General features: G+C 68.9%; 23 protein-coding genes. 11 read left to right on the forward strand and 12 right to left on the reverse strand.

Going from position 1 to position 26224, the window contains the following annotated elements; all coding sequences use genetic code 11:
• Window positions 1-181 precede the first annotated feature (181 nt).
• Entirely contained in the window at window positions 182-2560 is a 2379-nt protein-coding gene (locus BJ970_RS07480; protein ID WP_184725357.1) for a DNA 3'-5' helicase SftH, read from the forward strand.
• A 100-nt stretch (window positions 2561-2660) separates the two neighbouring features.
• On the opposite strand, the gene BJ970_RS07485 is transcribed toward BJ970_RS07480, so the two are convergent.
• The 8 genes from BJ970_RS07485 to ssd all read right to left on the reverse strand — a co-directional run bounded on the left by BJ970_RS07485 (window position 2661) and on the right by ssd (window position 8744).
• Entirely contained in the window at window positions 2661-3332 is a 672-nt protein-coding gene (locus BJ970_RS07485; RefSeq protein ID WP_184725359.1) for a bifunctional DNA primase/polymerase, read from the reverse strand.
• Between the two features lie 317 nt (window positions 3333-3649).
• Window positions 3650-3997, reverse strand: a complete 348-nt coding sequence (locus tag BJ970_RS07490) for an Rv3654c family TadE-like protein (RefSeq protein ID WP_184725361.1) — start codon at window positions 3995-3997, stop codon at window positions 3650-3652.
• Window positions 3994-4386: a TadE family type IV pilus minor pilin gene (locus BJ970_RS07495; RefSeq protein ID WP_184725363.1), complete on the reverse strand. Its 393-nt coding sequence runs from the start codon at window positions 4384-4386 to the stop codon at window positions 3994-3996. The genes BJ970_RS07490 and BJ970_RS07495 overlap by 4 nt, the downstream gene beginning before the upstream one ends.
• Entirely contained in the window at window positions 4386-4589 is a 204-nt protein-coding gene (locus tag BJ970_RS07500) for a DUF4244 domain-containing protein (protein ID WP_221467073.1), read from the reverse strand. The genes BJ970_RS07495 and BJ970_RS07500 overlap by 1 nt, the downstream gene beginning before the upstream one ends.
• Window positions 4590-4627: 38 nt before the next feature.
• Complete coding sequence (locus BJ970_RS07505; protein WP_312864150.1) at window positions 4628-5329, reverse strand: type II secretion system F family protein; 702 nt, start codon at window positions 5327-5329, stop codon at window positions 4628-4630.
• The gene (locus BJ970_RS07510; protein ID WP_184725364.1) at window positions 5326-6126 is read right to left on the reverse strand and encodes a type II secretion system F family protein; all 801 of its coding nucleotides are present in this window, start codon (window positions 6124-6126) and stop codon (window positions 5326-5328) included. Before BJ970_RS07510 ends, BJ970_RS07505 begins: the two co-directional genes overlap by 4 nt.
• The gene (locus BJ970_RS07515; protein ID WP_312864436.1) at window positions 6120-7289 is read right to left on the reverse strand and encodes a TadA family conjugal transfer-associated ATPase; all 1170 of its coding nucleotides are present in this window, start codon (window positions 7287-7289) and stop codon (window positions 6120-6122) included. Before BJ970_RS07515 ends, BJ970_RS07510 begins: the two co-directional genes overlap by 7 nt.
• A 372-nt stretch (window positions 7290-7661) precedes the next feature.
• Complete coding sequence (ssd, locus tag BJ970_RS07520; RefSeq protein WP_184725366.1) at window positions 7662-8744, reverse strand: septum site-determining protein Ssd; 1083 nt, start codon at window positions 8742-8744, stop codon at window positions 7662-7664.
• Window positions 8745-9439: 695 nt separating this feature from the next.
• Between ssd and BJ970_RS07525 the strand changes: the two genes are divergently transcribed.
• The 5 genes from BJ970_RS07525 to BJ970_RS07545 all read left to right on the forward strand — a co-directional run bounded on the left by BJ970_RS07525 (window position 9440) and on the right by BJ970_RS07545 (window position 16275).
• Window positions 9440-10279, forward strand: a complete 840-nt coding sequence (locus BJ970_RS07525) for an HAD family hydrolase (RefSeq protein WP_184725368.1) — start codon at window positions 9440-9442, stop codon at window positions 10277-10279.
• Between the two features lie 538 nt (window positions 10280-10817).
• Entirely contained in the window at window positions 10818-12590 is a 1773-nt protein-coding gene (locus tag BJ970_RS07530; RefSeq protein ID WP_312864152.1) for a glycoside hydrolase family 3 protein, read from the forward strand.
• Window positions 12591-12710: 120 nt separating this feature from the next.
• Window positions 12711-13934 (forward strand): exo-beta-N-acetylmuramidase NamZ family protein, encoded by a 1224-nt coding sequence (locus BJ970_RS07535; protein ID WP_246470758.1) that lies wholly within the window; start codon window positions 12711-12713, stop codon window positions 13932-13934.
• Between the two features lie 10 nt (window positions 13935-13944).
• Complete coding sequence (locus tag BJ970_RS07540) at window positions 13945-15681, forward strand: serine hydrolase domain-containing protein (RefSeq protein ID WP_184725370.1); 1737 nt, start codon at window positions 13945-13947, stop codon at window positions 15679-15681.
• A 201-nt stretch (window positions 15682-15882) separates the two neighbouring features.
• Entirely contained in the window at window positions 15883-16275 is a 393-nt protein-coding gene (locus tag BJ970_RS07545; RefSeq protein WP_184725373.1) for a PPOX class F420-dependent oxidoreductase, read from the forward strand.
• A gap of 10 nt (window positions 16276-16285) precedes the next feature.
• On the opposite strand, the gene BJ970_RS39400 is transcribed toward BJ970_RS07545, so the two are convergent.
• Window positions 16286-16648, reverse strand: a complete 363-nt coding sequence (locus BJ970_RS39400; RefSeq protein WP_184725375.1) for a hypothetical protein — start codon at window positions 16646-16648, stop codon at window positions 16286-16288.
• 249 nt (window positions 16649-16897) lie between these two features.
• On the opposite strand from BJ970_RS39400, the gene BJ970_RS07555 reads away from it, so the two are divergent.
• Window positions 16898-17818, forward strand: a complete 921-nt coding sequence (locus BJ970_RS07555; protein WP_184725377.1) for a MurR/RpiR family transcriptional regulator — start codon at window positions 16898-16900, stop codon at window positions 17816-17818.
• 58 nt (window positions 17819-17876) lie between these two features.
• Window positions 17877-18788 (forward strand): N-acetylmuramic acid 6-phosphate etherase, encoded by a 912-nt coding sequence (murQ, locus tag BJ970_RS07560; protein ID WP_184725380.1) that lies wholly within the window; start codon window positions 17877-17879, stop codon window positions 18786-18788.
• A 109-nt stretch (window positions 18789-18897) separates the two neighbouring features.
• Here the strand turns inward: murQ and BJ970_RS07565 are convergent, their stop codons facing one another.
• Window positions 18898-19833 (reverse strand): nucleoside hydrolase, encoded by a 936-nt coding sequence (locus BJ970_RS07565; protein ID WP_184725382.1) that lies wholly within the window; start codon window positions 19831-19833, stop codon window positions 18898-18900.
• A 65-nt stretch (window positions 19834-19898) separates the two neighbouring features.
• The gene (locus BJ970_RS07570; RefSeq protein ID WP_184725384.1) at window positions 19899-20645 is read right to left on the reverse strand and encodes a Fic family protein; all 747 of its coding nucleotides are present in this window, start codon (window positions 20643-20645) and stop codon (window positions 19899-19901) included.
• A 215-nt stretch (window positions 20646-20860) separates the two neighbouring features.
• Between BJ970_RS07570 and acs the strand changes: the two genes are divergently transcribed.
• From acs to BJ970_RS07585, 3 genes are all read left to right on the forward strand, one after another.
• Window positions 20861-22843 carry an acetate--CoA ligase gene (gene acs, locus BJ970_RS07575; protein ID WP_184725386.1) on the forward strand — a complete coding sequence of 661 codons (1983 nt, stop codon included), beginning with the start codon at window positions 20861-20863 and terminating at the stop codon, window positions 22841-22843.
• A 218-nt stretch (window positions 22844-23061) separates the two neighbouring features.
• Window positions 23062-24297, forward strand: a complete 1236-nt coding sequence (gene nhaA / locus BJ970_RS07580; protein ID WP_184725388.1) for a Na+/H+ antiporter NhaA — start codon at window positions 23062-23064, stop codon at window positions 24295-24297.
• Window positions 24298-24391: 94 nt separating this feature from the next.
• Window positions 24392-24889, forward strand: coding sequence for a phage holin family protein (locus tag BJ970_RS07585; RefSeq protein ID WP_184725390.1), 498 nt, complete (start codon window positions 24392-24394; stop codon window positions 24887-24889).
• A 147-nt stretch (window positions 24890-25036) separates the two neighbouring features.
• On the opposite strand, the gene BJ970_RS07590 is transcribed toward BJ970_RS07585, so the two are convergent.
• Window positions 25037-26221 (reverse strand): MarP family serine protease, encoded by a 1185-nt coding sequence (locus tag BJ970_RS07590; RefSeq protein ID WP_184725392.1) that lies wholly within the window; start codon window positions 26219-26221, stop codon window positions 25037-25039.
• Window positions 26222-26224: the final 3 nt, after the last annotated feature.

The following is a 26224-nucleotide window of genomic DNA, read 5'->3' on the forward strand; positions in this document are numbered from 1 at the left end:
TGGCCCGATTGGGTGACATACGGTAATGGATACGCCCCCGACCATCCACCCGGTTTCCACCGGAGTCAGTCCCGCCGCCCGGACTTGCGGAAAGAACCATCCGATCGAGCGATACCGACACGCATGCGGCAATCGGGAACGCGTGGGAGCGCGAGATCGGCACTGTGCGAGGCTCGATTCCGTGCGCGCAGCGGACCAGGACCGGGGGCGGCGGTTACTCGACCGCGCCGTAGCTGGCATACCCGCCGACGAAACACCGGTCCGCCACATCGAGCAATTGCCCACCCGCCCGGCCCGGACAGCCGACTGGCCTAAGTGGGCCCCGCCGAGGCTGGTGGACGCGCTGCGCCAGCGCGGCGCGCGGGAGCCGTGGGTGCACCAGGCCGAGGGGGCCGAAGCGGTCTGGGCGGGCGAGAACGTGATCGTCGCGACCGGCACCGCCTCCGGCAAGTCGCTCGTCTACCAACTTCCGGTGCTGTCCCGGCTGCTCGACGACGACCGGGCGACCGCGCTGTACCTCGCGCCCACCAAGGCGCTCGGCGCCGATCAGCTGCGCACGGTCGATGAGCTCGGCATGAAGGACATCCGGGCGGCCAGCTACGACGGCGACACCCCGCAGGTCGAGCGGGATTGGGTGCGCGCGCACGGCCGGTGGATCTTCACGAACCCGGACATGCTGCATTACGGCGTGCTGCCCGGTCACGGCCGGTGGGCGCGGTTCTTCCGGCGGCTCAGCCACATCGTGGTCGACGAGTGCCACACCTATCGCGGAGTGTTCGGCTCGCACGTGGCGCTGCTACTTCGCCGCCTGCGCCGGATCGCGCAGCATTACGGTGCGGATCCGGTTTTCGTGCTCGCCTCGGCCACGGTGTCCGACCCGGCCTCGCTGGCCGAGCGCCTGACCGGCGTGTCGTGCCGCGCCGTCACCGACGACGGGTCGCCGCGCGGGGCTCGGACGATCGCATTCTGGGAACCGCCGTTGCTCGACGAGATCATCGGCGAGAACGGCGCCCCGGTACGCCGGGCGGCCGGCTCCGAAGCGGCGCGCATCATGACGGAACTGGTCATCGAAGACGCCCGGATGTTGGCGTTCATCAGGTCTCGCCGTGGGGTGGAGCTGGCCGCACTGTCCGCGCAGCGCGCACTGTCCGATGTGGACGATTCGCTGGCCGCGAAGGTGGCCGCCTACCGAGGCGGGTACCTGCCCGAAGATCGCCGGGAGTTGGAGCGTTCCCTGCTCTCGGGCGAGCTTCGCGCGGTGGCCACCACCAACGCGCTGGAACTCGGCGTGGACATTTCCGGGCTCGACGCCGTCGTCGTCGCCGGGTATCCCGGCACCCTCGCGTCCTTCTGGCAGCAGGCCGGTCGCGCCGGCCGGGACGGCGAAGGAGCGCTGGTGGTCTTCGTCGCGCGCGACGACCCGCTGGACACCTACCTCGTACACCACCCGCCGGCCATGCTGCACCGGCCGGTCGAGGCGACCGTGCTCGACCCGACCAACCCATACGTTCTCGAACCGCACCTGGCCTGCGCTGCGGCCGAACTGCCGCTCGACGAGGACTCCTTCGACACCTTCGGCGGCGAACCGGCGCGACGGGCCGTGCAGGCGCTCACGGCGGACGGGGTGCTGCGCAGGCGCCCGCACGGCTGGTTCTGGACCTCCCGCGAACGTCCACATCGGAACATCGAGCTGCGCGGCGCCGGCGGGCATCCGATCGCCGTCGTGGAGGGCGAGTCCGGACGCATGCTCGGCACCGTGGACCCGGACTCCGCGTGCGCGACGGTGCACCCGGGAGCGGTGTACCTGCACCGCGGCGAGTCGTTCGTGGTGGACGAGCTGGACCTGGAGACCGCGATCGCCCTGGTGCATCCGGAGAGTCCTGATTGGACGACCTCGCCGCGCAACGTGGTGGACATCTCGGTGCTGCGGACCATCGAGCGGCAGGACACCGGTCGCGGCGTCGCGGTCTGCCTCGGCGAGGTGGAAGTCACCTCGCAGGTGGTCGGATATCTCCGGAAGCGGCCATCCGGTGCCGTACTGGACCAGGTTCCACTGGACCTACCGGCGCAGACCCTGCTGACCCGCGCGGTCTGGTACACGGTCAGCGACGAGCTGTTGGTGAGCAGCGCGCCGGGAGGCGCCGGGCTGGATCCGGCGCGCATCCCCGGCGCGCTGCATGCCGCCGAGCACGCGGCGATCGGCCTGCTACCGCTGTTCGCGACCTGCGATCGATGGGACATCGGCGGGGTTTCCACCGCGTTGCATGCCGACACCGGGGAGGCAACGGTGTTCGTGCACGACGGCCATCCGGGAGGGGCCGGATTCGCCGATCGCGGTTATGCCGCATTGGTCCCATGGCTGGCCGCGACGCGGGAAGCGATCGCTTCCTGCGACTGCCCGGCTGGGTGCCCGTCCTGCGTCCAGTCGCCGAAGTGTGGGAACGGCAACGAGCCGCTGGACAAGGCGGGGGCGGTGGCTGTTCTCGACGCAGTGTCGACCGTGCTCGGCGGAAATACCGACGGATCGGCTGGGCCGCACGACCGTCCACAAGAGATCTGAGCACGAAGGGTCGGTACGTGCTCGACGGGGGTGTCCGGTCGTGCCGGGAAGCCCGGGGCGCGGATGCCGATCCGGTCGCCGCCGCACGGTCGGCAGGTGGTCACCTGCCTGCTGCGAGAAGTTCCGCCACGTTCTCGGGACTGTTGTTGTCAAGGATGTCGAGCCCCGTGCAGAACGCGTCCTGCACGAACTCCGGAGTTGGCAGATGCCAGGCGCACACCTCCGGTTTGACCCGCCAGTGCACCGCGCCTCGCGGATACGCCGTCGGAGGCATGGGAACCCAGCTCCCGTTGCCATGCAAGCGGATTTCGCCATGCTCGGCCAGTTCGGGGTAGAGCCGTCCGCCGCTGGCGGTCAGGAAGTACCAGCGACCGTCGGGGGTTGCCACGATGGGCACCGGGAAGCCGAGTGCGCGCAACACCGATGCGGCCCGGCGTCCGAGATCCGCGTCCGCCTCGATCGCGTCGACCGTGATTCCGGTGGCGACCAGCAGGCTGTACGGGCGGTCGGTCCACCAGGATGTGACCTCATCCGGATTGGTGCCGAGCCGGTCCTGCCAGTCGCGATGCGTCGGCATCGGGCCGTTGTCCTGCCCTCCGCGACGGCCGGTCCAGTGGTCTCCTTCCGGGTAGGTTCCGGGTAGCACCGGCCAACCGCGCGAGGCGAATCCGATTGCCTGCACACGTAGTTCGATCCGGCTGCTGGTCAGCCCGGCCGGGTGGGCCGGGATGCCGGGGAAGGTGTTCCGCCACCTGTCCGCCGACCGATGCATTTGCTCCGCCTCCTTGTTCCGCAGTGCGCACCGGACCGGCGGCTCGGGGGGTGCCTGCGGCAGCCACCTGATTCTCGGCCTCGTCGCCGCGAATCTTGAGTCCTGGCTCACACCACTAATCAACGTCATCCGAATCCTGCGAGTACACCCCCTTTCGGCGACCGGTAGCTGATCGGCGACGAACGCTCACCATCGGAACACTGCCACCGAAAGATCATCTTGGTGAACGGTGCCTGAACGGCCGTTTGCGCGGTCATTTCCGCGCCGCTCGACCGCTCATCGACCGCTCATCGCGGCCGGGCCGATCAGCCCGCCCGTCATTCCTCGGTCGGTCCCGCGCGAGCCCGGGCGCCGACCCGCTGCCCGCCGAGGACGAAAGCAGGAAGGCCGGCCCGCACCTCCACTCGGGCGTCCCAACCGTCCATCCGGCACTCCGCGATCTCGACGCGCATCCCGGTCGCGACCTGGTTCGCCCGCTCGCACGCGAGCTGCTGGCCGTGGGGCGCATACGCGGCGGCGGCCAGCGCAGCGAGATCTGCCGCACCTTCGGCATGGTGGCGGGCGATGGTGACCGCGCCCAGCTGAAGCACGAACCACAGCAGGGCGAGCAGGGCCATCGAGAGTGCCGCTGAAAGCACGGTCGCCGCGCCTCGATCGCCGTTCATCGCGTCACCTGCCCCTCCGCGCCCGGTTCCAGCACCGCCACTGCCCGCGCGCGAAGCCAGCGGCCGGGCAGGAACTCGCCGGGGAAAGAGGTGCTCACCTCGGTGCTGACCTGATCGCCCTCGACGAGCACGGACAGCGCCGCACCGCCCGGGGCGATACGGCCGACCGCCTCGTCCGCCCGGGCCCGGTCGCCGCGTGCCACCAGCCGCGCGGCCTCGACCGCCGCATCCGTGCACCGGAGATAGCTGATCAGAGCACCCGTCCCGCTCAGGATCAACGCGAACACCGCGATCACCGAACAGATGCCCAACGCCGCCTCGACCGTCACCGCACCGGCATCGCCGCCGGTCGTTCCGGCGCCTGGCGACGCCGGAACCACCTTGGCCATCAGATACCGCCGCCCTCGAGTCCACGCGTGATGAGCGCAGCGAGCGCGTCCTTGATCGAATCACCGGTCACGATGTCGTAGAGCAGCGAGGCGAACGCCACCGCCGCCACAGTGCCCATCGCGTATTCGGCCGTGGACATCCCGCCGTCGCCGTGCAACAGCGCGCGGAGCCGACTCACCGCCATCCATGATCGGGTACTCATCTCGATCAACCTCCTCAGTCTCCGATCCACAATGGAATTCACCAGAGCACCGCGATGCGGTGCACCATGCCGACCACCACGGGCAGCACCCCGAGGCACAGGAACGCGGGCAAGAAACACAGGCCCAGCGGCACCGAGATCCACACCGTTGCTCGTTGGGCACGCGCTTGGGCCTGCTCAGCGACCACGGCTCTCGCCTGGATGGCGATGTCGGCGGCCACGTCCGCCAGGGCGCTACCGGTGCGCGCTGTCCGCCGGGCAGCACGCGCGAGTTCCGCGGTGTCCGGGTTCCGCAGGGCCGGTTCCCAGCCGGTCACCGCGTCCGAGCCGAGCGCGAGGTGGTCGGCGACCTCGCGCAGCGTTCGGCGGGCCGCACCGGTGAGTTCGTCGGCGACCGCCCGCACGATCACCGGCACCGGCAGCCCGGCCCGCATCCCGGCCGCCAGCAGGTCCCAGCCGGCGGCCAACACCAGCGGATCGGTCCGGTCGCGTCTTCGGCCGGCCAGCGCGGACCACCGGCGCGCGGCGAAGGCGGTGGCCAGGCCGATCGAGATCCCGCCGACCATTCCGAGCACCTGCACCGCGATCGCCCCAGCGGCCAACGGCAGCGCCCAGACCACAATGGACGTTCTGCGCCGACTCCTGCCCTGCGGACGCGGTCCTAGCGCCCGTAATCTCGCTCGTGCCGGGCTCATCGGGAGGAGCAACAGCGCCACCGCAGCCAGCAGCAGTTCGATCACGGTTGCACCACCGCCCTGGTCAAGCGCAATGTCCAGCCGACCCCGGCGCAGAGCAGTGCGACCCCGGCGAGCAGGAGCAGCTGCCCGAGCAGCCCACCGGTGAGCACGGCGATCGGGGCCGAACCGACTGCTTCGCCGAACAGCAGCCCGAATACCGGCAGCCCGGTGAGCACCGCAGCGGTCGAGCGCGGGCCTGCCATCTTCGCCTCGACGTCTCGCCGGAACGCGGTGCGCCGCTCGATATCGCGGCGAACCGCGTCCAGCAAGTCGGCCAATGCGACGCCATGCCGCTCCGCCAATGCCCAGGCTCTGGCCATTCGGCAAAGCGGTTCGCGTAGCTCGGCGGTCCCTTCGTGCGCTTCGAGAGCCGTCGCGACGTCACCGCCGAGCCGGACGGTGGCGGCCATGTCCCCGAACACGCCTCCGACCACCGGTCCGGCCTCGGCTGCCGCGCCCTCGGCCGCAGCGGCCGGATGGGCACCGGCCCGCAGCTGCGCCACCAGCAGTCGCATCCCGGCGGTCAGCTCATCGGCCCGGCTCAGCCGGTCTCGCCAGTCCCGCTGCGATCGCCAGTACTTCAGGCCAACCAGTGACAGCGCAATGCCCGCACATAAGCCACCTGGGCCAGCGACGACCAAGCCCGCCCCCGCCACGGCCGGAATCGCCAGCAACCGCGCTCCACGCTGGAACGGGCGAACGGGAACCGGCACCGGCGCGGCGAGGAGCCGATCGCGGGCCCTGATCTCCGGCCAGCACAACAATGCCGCAGCCAATACGACCAGCGGATGGATCAGCACGGCAATGCACCTCCCCGCGAGGCCAGCAGCGCCGCCAATGCATCCCTGCCCGGCCCCCACCCGTCGTCGGACTGCCAGGCCGGCAGCACCTGGACCTGGTCTCCGCTGCGGTTCAGCACGCCGATACCCGCCAAATGCCTGCCCCGCAGGGCGCTGCGGCGAACGTGCAGCACCACCTGCACGGCCGCGGCCAGCTGGCTGTGCAGGGCAGCGCGCGATAGTCCGCCGAGCGCGGCCAACGCCTCCATCCGGGCCGGGACCTCTTGCGGCGAGTTGGCGTGTAGCGTGCCGCCGCCCCCGTCGTGGCCGGTGTTCAACGCGGCGAGCAACTCGCGGACCTCGCCGCCGCGCACCTCACCGACGATGAGCCGATCCGGCCGCATCCGCAGCGCCTGCCGAACCAGATCGCGCACCTGGATCTCCCCGGCCCCCTCGACGTTCGCGGGTCGGGTGAGCAACCGCACGACGTGCGGGTGCCGCGGATAGAGCTCGGCGGCTTCTTCGACGCACACGATGCGCTCGGACTCCGCTACCTCGCCCAGCATCGCCGCCAGCAACGTCGTCTTGCCGCTGGCGGTGCCGCCGACCACCAGGAACGCCAGCCTGGTGGCCACGATCTCGCGCAACACTGTGGCGATCGGTCCGTCGAAGGAGCCGGAAGTCCGCAGCGCATCGAGGTCGTGCGCCGCCGGGCGGAGCACGCGCAGCGAGATGCAGGTGCCCTCTCCCGCGACCGGGGGCAGCACCGCGTGCAACCGCACCGGTCCGGACGCGCTCTCCTGCGGCAACCATGCGTCGACCCACGGCTGAGCGTCGTCCAGCCGACGACCACTGGCCACCGCGAGCCGTTGCGCGAGGCGGCGCACCGCATCCTCGTCGGCGAAGCGCGCCGCCGCGCGCTGTAGCCCGTCGCCCCGGTCGACCCACACCTTGTTCGGCGCGGTGACCAGCACGTCGGAGACAGCCGGATCGCGCAGCAGCGGCTCCAACACGCCGGCGCCGCGGAATTCCTGCTGCACCAGCCGAAGTGCGGCCAGCACATCGGCGTCGGCGACCAGCCCACCCGACTCCTCCCGCACCGCAGACGCGACGGCGGCCGAGGTCAAGGTGGCGCCGTTGCCGACCAGCCGGTTGCGCACCCGCTCCAGCAACGCACCATCGATCTGATCGACCACAGTGGACGATTCGACGCCGTCGGCGATCTGTCCCATTTCCAAGGCTTGACTCGTGGACATGGCTGAACTCGCTTCCCTTCGAAGGAACACCGAAAGAGCAATTCCCGTACCCGGTCGAGACCGAACTGCTGGGGCTGGCAAGCCCCGGTGCCGTTCGTACCGGCGGGCCCGGGCTCGGCGTTGTCGCGACCCAGCGGGGCGACGCCGCCCGCCAACGCCGGTTTGCAAAAACCACGGACGATTCCCGCGCGCCAACGCCGAACACACCGTCGCGCGGCTCAATCCGTTTTGCGGTGGAGTTCGACCCGCGAATTCGCCCGAAGTGCGGCGACCGACACCGGCCTTGGTCGGCCGGCCTCGTCAACTCACCACAGTGGACGATTCGGCGTGGGTCAGCGCGGTAAGGACTTCCTGCGCGGCTCGGGTCACCGGGCCGCGACGAGTCGGTCCAGTCGTGGTGAACCCGCCGCGGTCCAGGACGGCCGGCAGGCGTGGCTGCGGCCGCATGACCGTCAGGACCTCCTCGCCTACCGCTCGTGCCACGTCGGCCGCGCGCAGTCCCCCTGGCGCCGGACCCCGCACCACCAGTCTGATCGGGCCTGCCGCGTGTTCCCGGATGCTCGCCACCGCGCGAGCCGCCGCGGCGCAGGCCCGCACCTCGGCGGGCACCACGACCACCGCCAGGTCCGCTTGGCGCAGTCCGGCTGCCGCTGCTGCCGGGAGGCTGCGCGGCAGGTCGCAAACCACGGTGTCACCGGCTCTGCGCCCGGCGCCGACCACCGCTCGCACCGCCTCCGGAGTCAGCCCGGTCGACGGCCCGTCGCGGTCGCAGGAGAGCACGGTGATCGCACCGGAGCCGATCCGGCGCTTGGGCAGAGCCTCGTGCAGCGCGCTGGCCGCGAGGCGGCCCGCGTTGACGGCCAACCCAGACCAGCGCAGCCCGTCGGTCGCTTCCGCGCCGACCGCGAGATCCACCCCGCCGCCGAGCGGGTCGCAGTCGACCAGCAGCGAGCGCTCGCCGCCGCGCGCGGCTACCACGGCTGCTGCCGTGGCCAGCACCGAAGCCCCGGCACCGCCACAACCGCCCAGCACCGCCAGCACCCGGCCACCCTGCGCCGGGACATCCGCCGCATCGGCCAGCAGCTCGATAAGGCCCGCCTCGTCAGCGGGCATTTCGAGCACGTGCTCGGCGCCGATCTCGAAAGCGGCACGCCAAAGATCGGGCGTCGGGTCCCGGCACAGGACGACTACGCCGCGTCTTCGCGGCAGGCCGTCGGCCACACCGACCGCCTGGGCGTCGAGCAGCACCAACGGCGCGGTGCGCCAGCTCGGGGCGGCCGGCATCTGGGTGTGCTCCAGTTCGCCGCCGGCCGCTGCGGCCAATCGGGAAACCTCTTCGGCCAGCGTGGAATCCTGCGCAACCAGCAGCGGGGCGGTAGTCATGGCGATGCCTCCGGCATTGAAATGAGCGGTGAGCCGAGCGCCCGAATGGCGCGCTCGGTAACCAAGGTGGCCGGATCATCGCCCGCCGCCAAGCGGGTTTTTCAAATCTGTGGAAAAGCAGCGGTCCTGTGGATAACTCGCACCCCCGGAAGGGCTCGGTTCACCCCTGGAAGAAACCGGAAAGAATTCACATTCGATCGCGGATTTGGCTGCGCAGCCTCTCGCAAACAGGGCGACCCCCGCCGGGGGGAGGACGGGGGTCGCCGTGAGTTCAGCTCCGGGGGGTTGAGCTGAACTCGTCCGGCCGCACCGGACATCCCTCACTGTAGCCCGCTGATCGTTCACAACGCCCCCGTCCATTTGAGGGAACGCTCTTGCTCTCAGTAGCGCGCCGAACCATCAGTTAGCCGACATTCGAGTCAAGAATTGCATCTCACTACCGGAAAACGAGACGAAATAACGCACACAGGGTGAGCACTTTCCTCGAATCGGGGCACTAATACACACGAACGCGAGGCTGTCCGCGTGGCAGGTCCGCAAGGCATCGGGGCGAGAGGAACCGGCAATCCCGGAGGGGGACGCGTTAACAACCTCGGTTTTAGCTCGTTCGAGCAAAATTAGTTCCACGACGAGCCCAAAAGCCCGGAACGAAAAACCCGGTAAAGCGCGCCCGCAGGCCGCGCCGCCCGGCTCGTATGCTGTGCGGCGTGACAGAGCCCGCGAACCCTTCGGCCCCCACCGGACGCCGGGTGGCCGCGTTCTTCGACCTGGACAAGACGGTCATCGCCAAATCGAGCACGCTCGCCTTCAGCCGACCGTTCTTCCAAGAAGGACTGATCAACCGACGGGCCGTGCTGAAAAGCGCCTACGCCCAGTTCGTGTTCATGCTGGCCGGCGCCGACGCAGATCAGATGGACCGGATGCGTGCGCACATCACCTCGCTGTGCACCGGCTGGGACGTCGAGCAGGTCAACGCGATCGTCGAGGAAACCCTGCACGACATCGTCGACCCGCTGGTCTACAAGGAAGCCACCCAACTCATCGCGGAACACCAGGAGCAGGGCCACGACATCGTCGTGCTGTCGGCCTCCGGCGAGGAGGTGGTCGCCCCGATCGCGAAGCTGCTCGGCGCCACGCACTGGTCCGGCACCCGGATGGTCGTGGTCGACGGCCGCTACACCGGCGAGGTCGAGTTCTACTGCTCGGCCGAGAACAAGGCGACCGCCGCCCGTGAACTCGGCACCAAGTACGGCTACGACCTCGCCGAATGCCACGCCTATTCGGACTCGATCACCGACCTGCCGCTGCTGGAGAGCGTCGGCCACCCCACCGTGGTCAATCCCGACCGCGGGCTGCGCAAGGAAGCCGTTCAGCGCGGCTGGCCGTCGCTGTCCTTCGAGCACCCGGTCTCGCTGCGCGCTCGAATCCCCACCCCCTCCCGCGCCGCGGTGACCGCGGCCGGCGTCGGGATGGGGGCCGTAGCGGCGGCCGGCGCAGCATGGTGGGGGTTGCGCGCCTGGCGCCGTCGCCGCTGACGGACACCGGTTTTCCATAGCCCGCACCGAAAACCACCGGTGATCACCACAAGGACGCGGTGATCGCCACCTGCGGAGCACGCATACCTAGAGCACCTGCACGAACCCTTGCAGTGCCGGGCGTCACCCGCTACAAAGGAGGTGCGGACCCTGATTGGCCAGGGATGTTACGGAGGAGAAGTAGCATCCACCCCGACTCAGACTCCGCGCGCGATGCCCGGAGCACCCACGCGTTGCCGCACACAAGGCTGGTCGTTCCACGGGGTTGCGTACCGGGACGCCGGACGCCTAGCCCGGAAGTTACGACAAGAAGTGCACGCTTGGTAACCCGAGTATTCGCGCAGAGGGGCGGCGCCCGTCGATCTTATCGACGGGCGCCGCCGCATGTCCGGGTTCCCCCGGAGCGGGGCTGTCTGTATTCCCACCGGTGCGCAGCGTTGACCGGGCGCGGGTCCTGTGAGTAACTTGCGAAATCGACCGATTTCGTGGTGAACACTTTCCGAGCCCGGCGAAGTCCCCGCCCGCAGGGAGGCCCAACGTGAAGACCCGAGCGCGCCGCGCCGTTGTCGCGCTGAGCGCCCTTGCCATCGGTGCCGCTGCGCTTTCCGTGACTGGCGGTGCCATACCGCCGAATCGGCTCTCACCCGCCGAACTGCTCAAGCAGATGACATTGGAGGAGAAGGTCGGGCAATTGTTCGTGACCTACGCCTACGGTCGCACCGCCGACACCTCGCACCCCAAGAACCAGGAGGAGTTCGGCGTCGACACCCCGGCTCAGGTGGTACAGAAGTACCACCTCGGCGGCATTATCCACTTCTCCTGGACAGACAGCCTCTATGAGCCCAAGCAGATCGCCGAGTTGTCCAACGGCCTGCAGAATGCAGCGGTTTCTTCTGGGGCGAAGGTGCCGCTGCTGATCTCCACCGATCAGGAGCAGGGACAGGTCACCCGCATCCTGGAGCCGGCCACCCAATTCCCGGGCAACATGGCGCTAGGCGCCGGCCGCAATGCCGACGACGCCGGGCGCTCGGCCGCGATTACCGGGCAGGAAATGCGGGCGATGGGGCTAAACCAGAACTTCGCGCCGAGCGGCGACGTCAACGTCAACCCGGCGAACCCGGTGATCGGGGTGCGGTCGTTCTCGTCCGACCCGGCGCTCGCCGCGCGGTTGACCGCCGCGCAAATCCGCGGCTACGAGGACTCGGCGAAGCCAGGCGAAACCGTATCGGCGACGGTCAAGCACTTCCCCGGGCACGGGGACACCAATGACGACAGCCACACCTCGCTGCCGGTGATCGAGCACGACCGGCAGCAGTGGGAACAGCTGGACGCACCGCCGTTCAAGGAGGCGATCGCCGCCGGGGCCGACGCCGTGATGAGCGCGCACATCGTGGTGCCCAAGCTCGACGACTCGGGCGGGCCGTCGACGCTGGCGCCGAAGGTGCTCACCGGAATGCTGCGCGAGGAGCTGGGCTACCAGGGTGTGATCGTCACCGACTCGCTGCAGATGGACGGCGTACGCAAGCAGCACCCCGACGCCGAGATCCCGGTGCTGGCGCTCAAGGCCGGGGCCGACATGATGTTGATGCCGGCCAACCTGCAGGTCGCCATCGACGGCGTGCTCAACGCGGTGCGCACCGGTCGGCTCAGCGAGCAGCGCATCGATCAGAGCGTGGAACGCATCCTGGCGCTGAAGTCCGCCCGGGGCGTGCTGGCCAACCCGTTGGTCGATGTGTCCAAAGTGGACAATGTCGTGGGGACGCCGGAACACCTCGCGGCGGCGCAAAGCATCACCGACCACACCACGACCGTGCTGCGCAACGACGGAATGCTGCCGCTGAAGCCGCCCGGGACGATGTTCGTGACCGGCGCCGGGGACACGGCGACCGCCACATTGGCGGAGCGGATCAAGGCGCGCGGGCCCAATGCGACGGCGTTGGAAACGGGTTTGAAGCCAACTCGCGAGCAGATCGACCAGGCCGTCGAAGGCGCCAAGCGCAGCGACGTGGCGGTGGTGCTCACCAACGCCGCATGGAGCCCGGCCAACAAGGCGCAGCTCGACCTGGTCCGCGCCCTGCAGCAGACCGGGAAGCCGGTGGTCGCCGTCGCGGTGCGCGACCCGTACGACGCCGCATACGTCGAGTTGCCCGGTTGGATCGCCACCTACTCGGACAAGCAGGTCGCGATGGAGTCGTTGACGAAGGTGCTCTTCGGCGAGATCCCACCGACCGGCAAGCTGCCAGTCCCGGTGCCCGACCCGAACCGGCCCGGAGTCGACAGGTACCCGTTCGGCCACGGTTTGAGCTGGTGAGAACTCGTGAGTGACGGACCTGGCATGCCCCCGTCGACACCGCGCGGCGCAGCGCCTCCTCGGCAAGCGGTGGCCGGGCGACGGGAGGGTGAGCACCCGAGAGTCACTCGACGCGGGCTCTTGACCGCTGCGGCCCTGTCGGTGCCCGCGGTAGGGCTCGCGGCAAGCTCCGCCTGCGCGAACCCACAGCCCACCGACCTCGGCTACGCCGTGCGGACCGGCGCGGACGTCCTCGCCGCGCGGAACTGGCAGGACATTGCCGGCCGCCGGGTCGGCGTGGTGACCAACCCGACCGGCGTGCTGTCGTCCTTGGAACAGGTCGTGGACGTCATGCATGCCAGCGGGGCGGTGGACGTCGTCGCGGTTTTCGGTCCGGAGCACGGATTTCGCGGCACGTCCCAGGCCGGCGGCTCGGAAGGCGACTATCGCGATCCGCGCACCGGACTGCCGGTGTACGACGCGTACGGGGCCGACGCGGCGAAGCTGGCCGCGATGTTCCGCAAGGCGGGTGTCGAGCAGGTCGTGTTCGACATCGCCGATGTGGGCGTCCGCTTCTACACCTACATCTGGACGATGTACACCGCGATGCAGGCCGCGCACCAGGTCGGGGCCGCATTCCTGGTGCTGGACCGGCCGAATCCGATCGGCGATCAGGTGGCGGGTCCGCGGCTGGATCCGCGGTTCGCCTCCGGCGTCGGGCTGCTGCCGATCGTGCAGCAACACGGCATGACCGTCGGCGAGCTGGCGCGGATGTTCGACCGCGAGTACCTGCCCAGCCCGCTGGCGAAGCTCGACGTGGTCCGCGTCGAGGGCTGGCGGGCGCGCGGCGTGGACAGCGGGCTGCCGTGGGTCCCGCCGAGCCCCAACATGCCGACGCCGGACACCGCGGCGCTGTACCCCGGAACCGGGCTGTTCGAGGGCACCTCGCTGTCCGAGGGACGAGGCACCGCCAGGCCGTTCGAGATCATCGGCGCGCCTGGCATCGATTGGCGGTGGGCGGAGGAGCTCAACGCTGCCGGGCTGCCGGGCGTCCGATTTCGCGAAACGTATTTCGTTCCGACATTTTCCAAGCACGCCAACGAGACCTGTGGTGGGCTGCAGGTGCATCGCTCGGATCAGATCGACGCGATCCGCACCGCCGTCGCGATGATCGTCACCGCGCGCCGGTTGTACCCGCAAGTCTTCGGTTGGCGGCCGGACAACATGATCGACAAGTTGTCGGGTTCGGACCGGTTACGCACGATGGTCGACGCGGGTGCCGACCTGTCCGAGATCGTCGATCCCTGGCAGATCGACGTGGCCGACTTCCAACGACAACGTCAGCCATATCTGCTGTACCACTAAGGGGGACGCGATGGGCAGGACGATTCTGGCAGCGATGGCGCTGCTTTCCGTCACCGCGCTGGCCGGAGCGGCCACGGCGGCGCCCGGTTACGTGCACGGCCATTTCGATCTCCCGCAGGAGGAGTTCGCCCCCGCGGGGACCCAGTTGCATGACGGTACGCCCGAAGAGGTCGGGCTCGATCCGGCGCCGATCGACGCGGCCCTTCGGCAGATCGCGACCTGGACGAACAAGACGCCCGACCTCGAGCACCCGATGTACGCGGGCGCGGTCAGCCTGCTGGTGCACGATGGCGTCGTGGTCCGCCGCGACGCGGTAGGCCACGAGCTGCGCTACTCGGACGCCCAGGGCACCGAACTGCCTCCGGACCAGCAAGAACCGATGCGGCCCGACACGATCTTCGACGTCGCCTCGCTGAGCAAGCTGTTCACTTCGATCGCGGTGCTACAGGCGGTCGACGCCGGTCAAGTGCGGCTGGACGCGCCGGTGGCCGACTACCTGCCGGAATTCGGCGTCAACGGCAAGCAATCGATCACCGTTCAGCAACTGCTCACCCACACCTCCGGCCTGCAGCCCGAGGTGAAACTCTGGAAGCTGCCCCCGGAGCAGCGGATCCCGACGATCATGCAGCTGACCCCCGAGTTCCCGCCCGGCAGCCACTACGCCTACTCCGATCCGAACATGATCACGCTGGGCCTGCTGGTGGAACGGGTCTCGGGCGCGCCGCTTGACCAGGTGGTGCAGCAGCGGATCACCGGACCGCTGGGCATGGTCGACACCGGCTACAACCCGCCTCCCTCGGTGCTGCACCGCACCGCGGCCACGGAGTACCAGGCAGACCCGCCGCGCGGCCTGGTCCGCGGACAGGTGCACGACGAGAACGCGTGGTCGCTGGGCGGCGTCGCCGGGGAGGCCGGGGTGTTCTCCACCGCCGACGACCTCGCAAGGCTGGGGCAGACGCTGCTCAACGGCGGCACCTACGGCGGCAACCGCATCCTGTCCGAGGACAGCGTCGCGAAGATGCTGACCAACTACAACGGCGCCTTCCCTGGCAACGCACACGGTTTGGGCTTCGAACTCGACCAGCGCTGGTACATGGCCGGGCTCAGCTCGCCGCGCACGGCGGGCCACACCGGCTTCACCGGCACGTCGCTGGTGATCGACCCGGGGTCGCGTTCGGTGGTGGTGCTGCTCACCAACCGGGTGCATCCGTCGCGGGAGTGGGGCTCGAACAACCCCGCACGGGAAGCGCTGGCGCAGGGGTTGGCACAATCCCTCGCCGTGGATCCGGCGCACGGTTCGGAATCCTGGCACTCCGATCGCGGCGGGACGCTGACCACCGACGCGCTCGGACCAGTCAGCGGCCCGATGCAGGTGTCGTTCAAAGCCTTCGTGGACACCGAGCGCGACAGCGACGGCGTGGATCCGTTGTTCGTCGAGTCCAGCGCGGATGGCGCGGAGTGGCGCCCGGTGACCTTGCAGGCATCCGGCCCAGGCGCACCCGACGGGCCGCAGGAGTTCCTGGCCGGGGCGGGGCACCGCAACTGGTGGAAGGTGCGCGGCACGATCGACGCGAATGCCGGTCAGCACGTGCGCCTGCGGTGGCGGTACGCCCTGGACAACCTCTACGCCGGGCGCGGCGTGAACGTGGACGGCATCCTCGTCGCCGACCGCGACGCGACCCTGCTGGACGGCGAGCTCGAAGCGGGCCGACTCCACCCGGATGGCTGGATCTCCACCAACCGTTGACCGAAAGCCGCGCGCCAAACCCCGATTTCAGGAAAAGCCAGAAGCCGGTTCGGCCCGGACCGAGTCTCCAGTTTCAGGCAGCATCGGGAACCCGCCTGACCTCGCGGGAGAGGTTTCCCGTTTTCGGGCGGGGCTCGAGTCGCGCGGCGGGTCGGGGGCGGGCAGTGTCGGAGGGAGTCGCAACCGTCGGAGGGAGTCGAAGTGTCGGCGATTCCGCAGGACCACGAGGACATTCTGAGCAAGCGTGCCTTCGGCCACGTGGCCACCATCGGGCCGCACGGGGAACCCCAGTCCAGCCCGGTATGGATCGACTGGGATGGCCGGTACCTGAAGTTCAGCCAGACCAAGACCCGCCAGAAGTACCGGAACCTGAAGCGCGAGCCGCGCATCGCCATCTCCGTGCACGACCCCGACCAGCCCTACCGGTACGTGGAGGTGCGCGGCAAGGTCGCCAAGATCGAGGCCGACCAGGACAACGCGTTCCTCGACAAGATGGCGAAGAAGTACCTCGACGAGGACAAGTACCCGTGGCCCAAGCCCGGCGAGGAACGCGTGGTCGTCTACGTCGAACCGGAGCACGCCACGAAGCAGTGATCACCAAGATCTAATCCCTCGTCCAGGGACCTTGGTTGGTCAAGCGCGCAACCAACCGCACTGTCCGGGCAGCTTCGGGGAAAAATGCCGTTTTCGCCACGTTCGCTCGATTACCGGCAACCTTCCTGGACACGGCGCCAGGGCCGAAGATGATCACGGCCGCAACGAGGATCGAGACCCGCGCGTTCAGTGTGCCGTAGCTCAGTCCGATGCCCGCCCCGATGGAGAAGTCAGCGAGGTAGGCGAAGCCGCCCAGGTCGCAGCCACACCAGCGGCGGTAGCCGCGCGGCGCGAAGCGGCGGGTGTAGTTCTCCAGCGTCTCCCGCACCATCTGATCCTTCGACGGATCGCTCCACGCTGTTCCGATGGCCATTCGCCCGCCTCCTCCCGAACACGCGTGCGGATGGCAAAAGTGGGCACTAATGTTTCGATCAAGAACGACGGCGGTTTCGGCGCAAGATGCCGCATGTGAAGTGCAGCGTCACAGCGCCCGACCTGCGTTTACCCCTTTCGGAGTAGTTCTGTTCGGATGCAATCTGGGTATGGGTTTGCCCCGTCGCCGGGACGGAAACCCGAGAGAGGCCCATTGACCTGCACAAGAAGCGGTTAGTAAGTTTCCCACATGGTCACTGACGACACCTTCCGCGAATCGGGCGAGGCCAGCCCGCTCGTCAAGATTCGTTCCCTGTTGCCCGGCCTCGCCCGAGCCGAGCAGCGCGTGGCCAACATTGTGCTCGCCGACCCCGCGTCAATAGCCCGGCGCAGCATCACCGAGGTCGCCGAAGCCGCGAGCACCAGCGAAACCACTGTCACCCGGTTCTGCAAGGCGATCGGCGTCGGCGGCTATCCGGACCTGCGCATCGCGCTGGCCGCCGACACCGCCCGCACCTCGACCCGAGATCGCGAGCTGGGCAGCGACATCGCCCCGGATGACGACATCGGGCAGATCATCGAGAAGGTCGGTTACGCCGACGCCAAGGCCGTCGAGGAGACGGCGGGGCAGCTGGACCCCGTGATCCTGCAGCGGCTCGTCGACGATGTCGCCGGAGCCCGCCGCGTCGACGTATACGGCGTCGGAGCCAGCGCGTTCGTTGCGCTGGACTTGCAGCAGAAGCTGCATCGCATCGGCCTGACGTGCTTCGCCTGGTCCGACACGCACAACGCGCTGACCTCGGCCGCAATACTGCAAGAAGGCGACGTCGCCATCGGCATCTCGCACACCGGCGCCACCGTCGAGACGGTCGAGGCGCTGCGCGAGGCCCGTCGGCGCGGAGCCACTACCGCCGCGCTGACGAACTTCGCCCGCTCGCCCATCACCGAGGTCGCCGACCGGGTACTGACCACCGCGGTGCGCGAGACCACCTATCGCTCCGGCGCCATGGCCAGCCGCATCGGGCAGCTGACCGTGATCGACTGCCTGTTCATCGGCGTTGCGCAGCGCCACCTGGACCAGGCGAAGGCGGCGTTGGAAGCCACCTACGAAGCCGTGGGCGGCCACCGCCTCGGCAGCCGACCGGACCGTCGGCGCCAGAAGGAGACGTGATGCGCGATCGCCACCCACACCCTCACCGGGTGTTCTCGCGACAGCCGCAGGAGGCGTGATGAGCTGGGACCGCGCGGTGCGCGTAGACGCTCCTACCGAGCAGAACAACCCCAGGACCAAGGACATAGACCTGCTGCCGACATTGGACATCCTGCACGTCCTCAACAGCGAGGACCGGACGGTGCCGGTGGCGGTCGGTCGGGTGCTGCCCGACCTGGCGCAAGCGGTGGACATGGCGGTCGCGGCGCTGCACGCGGGCGGGCGGGTGCACTACGTCGGGGCGGGCACCTCCGGACGGCTCGCGGTGCTGGACGCCGCCGAGTTGATCCCGACCTTCAACGTCCCGCCAGACTGGATCGTCGCGCACCAGGCGGGCGGCGCCGAGGCGTTCCAGCACGCCGTGGAAAACGCCGAGGACGACCCGGACTCGGGTGCCGCGGTAATCCGCGAGAACGCGGGCGGGCGCGACTTCGTCCTCGGCCTGGCCGCCTCCGGGCGCACCCCGTACGTGTTGGGCGCGTTGGCTGCCGCGCAGGATCTCGGGGCGCGGACCGCGCTGGTGACGTCGAACCCGGATGTCGGGGAGGTGCCCGCCGATGTGGTGATCGCGGTCGACACCGGCCCGGAACCGATCAGCGGATCGACTCGGATGAAGGCGGGCACCGCGCAAAAGCTGGTGCTCACCTCGTTTTCCACCGCGGTGATGATCCGGATGGGCCGGACCTACTCGAACCTGATGGTGAGCATGCTCGCCACCAACGCGAAGCTGCGCGGCCGCACCATCAGCATCCTTCAAGAGGCGACCGACGCCCCAGAGGAGGTGTGCTCGGCGGCGCTCACGGCTGCCGGCGGAGACCTCAAGACCGCGTTGGTGCACTTGCTCACGGGCGTCGACATCGAGCGTGCGGCGGCGGCGCTGGCGCTTTCAGAAGGCCATGTCCGCGATGCCCTCCACACCCTGGGGACGTGACTCCAGGCGAGAACGAGCAGCTTCCGTTGACCTCATCCTGCCGAGCGTCCGCGTTGACCTCAGGCGAGCCGGTCAACCGGATGTGACCGGCACCCCGAGCACGTGCCCGTCAGTCCGGGAGGTTGTCCGCGACGTTGCGGAAGGCGTCGGTGAGCAGCGTCCAGAAGCGTTCCGCGTCGAGGGTCGTGGCGACGTCGACGTTGTGCAGATCGGGTGTGGCGTTGAAGTCGGTGACCGTCATGCCGGAGGTGAACCGACCCTGCGTTTCGACGTCGACGCGGGCTGACCTCGTCTGGAACAGTCCGGGGTCGATCACGTAGGCGACGGCGCACGCGTCGTGGATCGCCGGGCCCTCGTCGCGGTAGCTGATGTGCTGGCCGTAGAAGTCGAGGCCCGGGGTGATCAGCTCGGTGTCCAGGCGGCCGAGGCTGGTGAACCGCGACCGCACCGCGGCCGTCGCCCGCGCCTGGTAGGTCAGGTCCAGCCCGATCATGACCGTCCGCCAGGGCGCGTTGAACGCGACGGCCGCGCCCTCGGGATCGGCGAGGATGTTGAACTCGGCGGCCGGGTTCGTGTTGCCACGGGTGTAGGAACCGCCCATGATGACGAATTCCTTGGCCCACTCGGTGATTCGCGGTTCCTTGTGCAGCGCGAGCGCGATGTTGGTCAGCGGCCCGACCGCGGTCAGGCTGATCTCACCTGGCGCGGCGGCCAAAGCGTCGATGATGAAGTCGACGGCGTGCCGATCGCTCGGCTTCGACTTCGGCTCGGGCAGCACCACGCCGCCGAGTCCGGTGTTGCCGTGCACGTCGGCAGCCGTCAACGACTCGCGAACCAGTGGCCTAGCGGCACCGCGCGCGACGGGGGCCTCCATTCCGTAGAAGTCGCGCAACCGCAGAGCGTTGTCGGTGGTGTGCTCCAGTCCGACGTTGCCGGCGACGGTCGTTACGCCGACGATGTCCACTTCCGGGCTACCGTGCGCCAGCGCCAACGCCAACGCGTCGTCGATGCCCGGATCGCAATCGATCAAGATCTTCTTCGCCACGTACAACCTTCTTCCTCCGGCCGTGGGGGGCGTGATCAGTTTCCATGCTGATCAGTAAAGCGGGCTCAGCCCTCCTGGACCGCATCGGCGATGGACTTGGCCTCGCGCGCGCCGGCTTCCAAAGCCGTGCAGCAGTACACGATCCAGGCCGCGACCTGGTCGATCTCGCCGGTAGCGAAGCCGAGGGCCCGCTCGGCGTACTCCTCCTGGCGCCGGAAGTACGCGACCTCCGGGACCACGAGCCCCTTCGGGTCCAGTCCGCTGCCGATCACGCTCAGTCTCGCCGCGGCTCGCGCGATCACCCCGTCGGCGGTGCCGAACGGCTGCAGGGCGAGCAATTCGCCGTGCACGACCGCGGCCAGCACCGGGCCAGGGCCCTGCGCCTCCGGATCGGTGATGATTTCGGCGAGCAGGTCGAGCCGTTCGGCGATCACCGGGTCGGCCTGTGGGCGTCCGAGCCGATCCGGGTCGTCGATCAGGTCGGCCGCCGCGAGCACGTGCATCCGGGCCAGGGCCTGCCGCGGCGCGCGCTGCCAGGTCGGCAGGAGGGTGCCCATCGCCTCGGCGATCCGCAGCGAACCGGCCAGCAGGGGGTCGCTGACTTCGCCGGACTCGGGGATCTCCGCCACACCGCCCGCGATGGCCGCCGAAGCGCGGGCGGCCCGCACCGACGCCTCGGCCGCAGTGGTGGGCCAGCCGCGCCGGTTGGCCGGGTGCCGGTGCACCTCGTCGATCGCCGCGCGGGCAACCGTCACGGCATCGGCGACGCCGTCCAGCTCCAGCAGCGGCGCCAGCGATGGCTTGTCGTTCACGCCCGACGACGCTACCGCCCGGCCTTCCCCCGACCGCTTACCCCGACTGCGACATATGACACAGTGGCCGCGCTGCCGCCCTGCGTAAGGCAGCGGTTTCGGACCGTATGTCGGATTGGTCTGAACCAATTGGCTGATCCCTCTGTTGCAGTGAGCCCGATCGCACTACGGTTCCCTTAGCACTGGTATCCCCATCACCAGGGAGGTTCTCGGCAATGAGCCAGCCCGACGGGCAGAGCAACACGCTCGACAACCTGCTCACCGAAAGCAGGACATTCCCGCCGTCTCAGGAGTTCTCGGCGCAGGCCAACGCCACGTCGGCGTTGTACACCGAGGCCGCGGCGGACCGGGAGGCGTTTTGGGCCAAGCAGGCCGAGCGGCTGGACTGGGACACCAAATGGGATCAGGTCCTGGACTGGTCGGACGCGCCGTTCGCGAAATGGTTCGTGGGCGGACGGCTCAACGTCGCCTACAACTGCGTGGACCGGCACGTGCAAGCCGGACATGGGGACCGGGTCGCCATCCACTGGGAAGGCGAACCAGGCGATTCACAGACGATCACCTACGCACAACTACAGCGAGAGGTCTGCCGCACCGCCAACGCACTGGCGGCACTGGGCGTGGGCGCCGGTGACCGGGTAGCCATCTACCTGCCGATGCTGCCCGAAGCGGTCTACTCGATGCTGGCCTGCGCCCGCCTGGGAGCACTGCACAGCGTGGTCTTCGGCGGATTCTCCGCCGAAGCCCTACGCACCAGGATCAACGACGCCGCCGCCAAGGTCGTCATCACCTGCGACGGGCAATACCGGCGCGGCAAAGCCATGCCACTCAAAGCCAATGTGGACGAAGCAGTCGCCCAGACCCCCAGCGTGGAACACGTCATCGTGGTCAAACGCACCAACACCGACGTCGCCTTCGACCACACCCGGGACAAATGGTGGGACGAGGCCAGGGCCGGCCAGCCCGACACCCACACCCCCCAGGCCTTCGACTCCGAACACCCCCTGTTCATCCTCTACACCTCGGGCACCACCGGCAAACCCAAAGGCATCCTGCACACCTCCGGCGGATACCTCACCCAGGCCGCCTACACCCACCACACCGTCTTCGACCTCAAACCCGACTCCGACACCTACTGGTGCACCGCCGACATCGGCTGGGTCACCGGCCACACCTACATCGTCTACGGCCCCCTGGCCAACGGCGCCACCCAAGTGATCTACGAAGGCACCCCCAACACCCCACACGAAGGCCGCCACTGGGAAATCGTCCAGAAATACGGGGTCACGATCTACTACACCGCACCCACCACCATCCGCACCTTCATGAAATGGGGCCCCCAGATCCCCGCCCACTACGACCTGTCCTCACTACGGCTGCTGGGCAGCGTGGGCGAACCCATCAACCCCGAAGCCTGGATCTGGTACCGCCACAACATCGGCGGCGACCGCACCCCCGTCGTGGACACCTGGTGGCAGACCGAGACCGGCTCCATCATGATCTCCCCCCTACCCGGGATCACCCCCACCAAACCCGGCTCCGCCCAACAACCCCTACCGGGAATCTCGGCCAAGATCGTCGACGAGACCGGCACCCCGGTCGGCCACGGCAACGGCGGCCTGCTGGTACTCGACGAGCCCTGGCCGGCGATGCTGCGCGGCATCTGGGGCGACCAGCAACGCTACCGGGACACCTACTGGTCGAAATTCGCCGACCTGGGCTTCTACTTCGCCGGCGACGGCGCCAAATACGACGACGACGGCGACATCTGGCTCCTGGGCCGGGTCGATGACGTCATGAACATCTCCGGACACCGCATCTCCACCACCGAGGTCGAATCCGCCCTGGTCTCCCACCCCAACGTCGCCGAGGCCGCCGTGGTCGGCGCCTCCGACCCCACCACCGGCCAGGGCATCGTCGCCTTCGTCATCCTGCGCGGCGGCACCGACGACACCGCCTCCGGCCAGACCGCCCTCAAACAACTACGCGAACACGTCTCCCACGAGATCGGGCCCATCGCCAAACCCCGCCAGATCATGGTCGTGCCCGAACTACCCAAGACCCGCTCCGGCAAGATCATGCGACGACTGCTGCGCGACGTCGCCGAAAACCGCGAAATCGGCGACGTCACCACCCTCGCCGACTCCTCGGTCATGGACCTCATCTCCAAAGGCCTCAGCAAAACCACCGAAGACTGAGCACCACCCGTGAGTCCTTCGGATCGCAAAGGACTCACGGCAGCGCAGAGCAGGGGCGTTCTCCCACCCGGGCGAGCGCCCCTGCTGCGGTTGGCCTGCCGATCCGACACCGTTTGCGACTGCAACCAGGTATGCCAGCAATGTTAAAATCGCGGCAAAGGAGTGCCGGGAAGACTGGTCGGCGTCGTTGTTCGTGCTGTTCACGATCGGAGCCGCCAGTGTCGAAAGCCGCCCGCAAGCGCTCCCGGCCCGCCAAGTCCAAGCGATCGGCGCGAACGTTCGACTTCGCCGCCTACCTGCGCACCGAGACCGTCGGCGGAATGATCTTGCTCGCCGCCACCGCCGCCGCGTTACTGCTGGCGAACTCCCCCGCTGCCGAGCTCTATCACACGGTCCGCGACCTCCGAATCGGGCCGCACCTCCTGCATCTCGACCTGACCGTCGGCGACTGGGCAAAGGACGGCCTGCTCGCCATCTTCTTCTTCGTCGCGGGTCTGGAGCTCAAGCGCGAACTCGTGACAGGTGAGCTGTCCAATCGCAAAAACGCCTTGCTGCCGGTGATCGCCGCAGTCGGCGGCATGATCGTGCCCGCCGCGCTGGCCTTCGCGATCGGTCACGGCGCGCCCGGCGCCCATGCGGCCTGGGCGATCCCGGTCGCGACCGACATCGCCTTCGCGCTGGGGGTGTTGTCGTTGACCGGCTCCTGGATGCCCACCGCCGCACGGGTCTTCCTCCTCAGCCTCGCGGTGGTCGACGACCTGGGTGCGATCATCGTGATCGCGGTGCTGTTCACCGATGGGCTCAGCGTGATCGCGCTGCTCGCGGCGATCGTGCTCGGCGCCGGGTACTGGTACCTGCAGCACAAGCGAGTCACCACGCCGGTGCTGTACGTGCCGCTGGCGGTGGCCACCTGGGTGGCGGTGCACACCAGTGGCATCCACGCGACGATCGCAGGAGTGGCGCTCGGGCTGCTCACCCGCGTTCGGCGCGATCCGCACGAGCCGGCGTCGCCGGCGATGCGCCTGGAGCGCCGACTGCAGCCCTGGTCGGCCGGGCTCATCGTGCCGGTGTTCGCGTTCTTCGCCGCCGGGGTTCCGGTGGACGGCGATGCGTTGCTCGCGATCTGGGCGGACCGGGTCGCGATCGCGGTCATCGTCGGCCTGGTGGCCGGCAAGCTGATCGGCATCTTCGGCAGTTGCCTGCTCGCGGTGAAGCTGGGCGTCGGCGCGAAGCCGGAGTCGGTCGAGTGGCGAGACTTGGCGGCGCTGGCGATGCTCGGCGGCGTCGGTTTCACCGTCAGCCTGCTGATCGCCGAACTGTCGCTGGCGGGCGCTGCCGCGGAACGCGCGAAGGCCGCGGTACTGATCGCCTCCGCCATCGCGTCGTTGCTGGCCGCGGCGGTCCTGCTGCGGCGCGGCCGTAAGCGCAACAACGACGCGGCCACCGACTCCTGACCCCCGGGAGCGCTGGACCGCCGACATGTCACTCACGGGTAACGCACCGCGAGTCGCCGGGCCGCCTGCTGATCGCGCGTGGCACGATGGAGCCGTGAACAGCGCCCAGAAGAGCACCAACGGCAGCCGTGGCGGTGCGGGGTGGACTGCGGTCACGTCCATCCCGCTGTCCGAAGAGGCCACTTCTCCCGACGGGCAGTCCATCGGTGCCTTGGTCCGCGATGCCACGACGCATCTGTCCACATTGGTCAGATCCGAGATGGAGCTGGCCAAGACCGAGCTCGCCGGCGAGATGAAGAAGGCCGCCAAGGGCAGCGTCTTTTTCATCCTCGCGCTGACCGTGCTCGGCTTCAGCCTGTTCTTCCTGTTCTTCACCCTGGCCGAGGGGCTGGCCCAGCTCGGCCTGTGGCGGTGGGCGGCCTTCGGCATCGTGTTCCTGGTGATGCTGCTGGTGGCGGGCCTGCTGGCGCTGCTCGGGTACGTGCGGGTGCGCAAGATCCGGGCCCCCAAGCGCACCATCGAAACTCTCAAGGACACCAAGCAGATCACCAAGCGGCAGCACGCCGCCGAGGAAAAGCAAGCTTCGGCCTGATGACGCCTCCTGGGCGGTGATGGTCGACGACCATCACCGCCCAGGACATCATCCGGCTTTGCACCCGTATGCGGGGGCTGCGCCAGTCGGGCCGTTAGCGCATCGGGTCGCGATAGCTGCGCGGATCGCTCGCGGGTGCTCCGGCGGTCAGTTGGTGCAAGAGCCCGTGGAGACCTCAGTGGACAGGCGAGGCGTCGCTGCCACCTCGTCGGCCACTTGCTCCGTGGTGAGGGCGAAGCCCGTCTCCGGGTCGTCGACGGCGGCGCCGAAGACCACGCCGACCACCTTGCCGCTCGGGTCGATCAACGGGCCACCGGAGTTCCCACTCTGCACCTTGCCCCGCACCGTATAGACGTCCCGGACCACGGTGCTCGCGTCGTAGATGTCCGGTCCGCGCAACCTGATCCGCTCCCGGATGCGACCCGCCGACGCGGTGTAGGGCCCATCCAGCGGATATCCCAGCGCGATCGCGTCGCTGCCCGGAGCGGCGGGACCCGGCGCGAAGGACATCGCGTCGGCGTCCAGATCCGGCACCGACAGGATCGCGATGTCCACGTCCGGCCTGTACAGCACGACCTTCGCGTCGAACTCGCCACGGCCGATCTCGATCGCCACCCGGTCCGTGCCCGCGACCACGTGCGCGTTCGTCATCACCCGGTGCGGCGAGATCACGAACCCGGTGCCCTCCAGCGCCCGCGCGCAGGACGTCGCGCGCCCGCGGACCTTCACCACGCTGCTCCGCGCGTTGCGCACTGCTTCGCTGGAGGCCAGCGACATGTCCGGCGGCGCGATCTGGGCGACCGGCGTCTGCGAGAAGGGCTCCAACGCCTGCGGAAAACCGGACACCCCGAGCATCTCGCGCAGATCGTCCGGAAGCGCCTTGGCCGATGCGGGCATCACCGAGTTAACCGTGCTCAGCACCTTCGACCGGCTGATCGCGGAGGCAAGACCAGGCAGCGCGGACGCCGAGGTGAACGGCAGCGCGATCAGCCACGCGACCACGAGCACTGCGACGAACTGCAAAACCGCGCCCAGCGCGTTGTCCACTCCGGTCAGCTTCGGCGAGGTGATCCGGTCCCGCAGCTCCCGTCCGGCCCACATGCCGAAGGTCTCGCCGAAGGCGACCAGCAGCACCACGATCCCGACGCCGAAGGCAAGACGGGCGACCGGGCTGTCCAGTCGATCCAGGATCAGCGGCGCCAGCTTGAGCCCCACGACCGCGCCGACGAACACCCCCAGGAACGAGAACAGGGCGGTGACCAGGCCGCTTCGCGCCCCCGACACCGCGGCGAGCAGTGCCAACAGCACCACCAGCAGGTCGACCCAATTCACCCG

Source organism: Saccharopolyspora phatthalungensis, assembly GCF_014203395.1.
Classification (GTDB): Bacteria; Actinomycetota; Actinomycetes; order Mycobacteriales; family Pseudonocardiaceae; genus Saccharopolyspora; species Saccharopolyspora phatthalungensis.

What these genes read in the sequence shown, in the direction of transcription:
- BJ970_RS07485 (WP_184725359.1), bottom strand. Translation starts at nt 3,332, where the DNA reads ATGCATCGGTCGGCGGACAGGTGGCGGAACACCTTCCCCGGCATCCCG.
- murQ (WP_184725380.1), top strand. Translation starts at nt 17,877, where the DNA reads ATGAGCTGGGACCGCGCGGTGCGCGTAGACGCTCCTACCGAGCAGAAC.
- BJ970_RS07495 (WP_184725363.1), bottom strand. Translation starts at nt 4,386, where the DNA reads ATGGCCAAGGTGGTTCCGGCGTCGCCAGGCGCCGGAACGACCGGCGGC.
- BJ970_RS07555 (WP_184725377.1), top strand. Translation starts at nt 16,898, where the DNA reads ATGGTCACTGACGACACCTTCCGCGAATCGGGCGAGGCCAGCCCGCTC.
- ssd (WP_184725366.1), bottom strand. Translation starts at nt 8,744, where the DNA reads ATGACTACCGCCCCGCTGCTGGTTGCGCAGGATTCCACGCTGGCCGAA.
- BJ970_RS07540 (WP_184725370.1), top strand. Translation starts at nt 13,945, where the DNA reads ATGGGCAGGACGATTCTGGCAGCGATGGCGCTGCTTTCCGTCACCGCG.
- BJ970_RS39400 (WP_184725375.1), bottom strand. Translation starts at nt 16,648, where the DNA reads ATGGCCATCGGAACAGCGTGGAGCGATCCGTCGAAGGATCAGATGGTG.
- BJ970_RS07490 (WP_184725361.1), bottom strand. Translation starts at nt 3,997, where the DNA reads ATGAACGGCGATCGAGGCGCGGCGACCGTGCTTTCAGCGGCACTCTCG.
- acs (WP_184725386.1), top strand. Translation starts at nt 20,861, where the DNA reads ATGAGCCAGCCCGACGGGCAGAGCAACACGCTCGACAACCTGCTCACC.
- BJ970_RS07500 (WP_221467073.1), bottom strand. Translation starts at nt 4,589, where the DNA reads ATGAGTACCCGATCATGGATGGCGGTGAGTCGGCTCCGCGCGCTGTTG.
- BJ970_RS07525 (WP_184725368.1), top strand. Translation starts at nt 9,440, where the DNA reads ATGCTGTGCGGCGTGACAGAGCCCGCGAACCCTTCGGCCCCCACCGGA.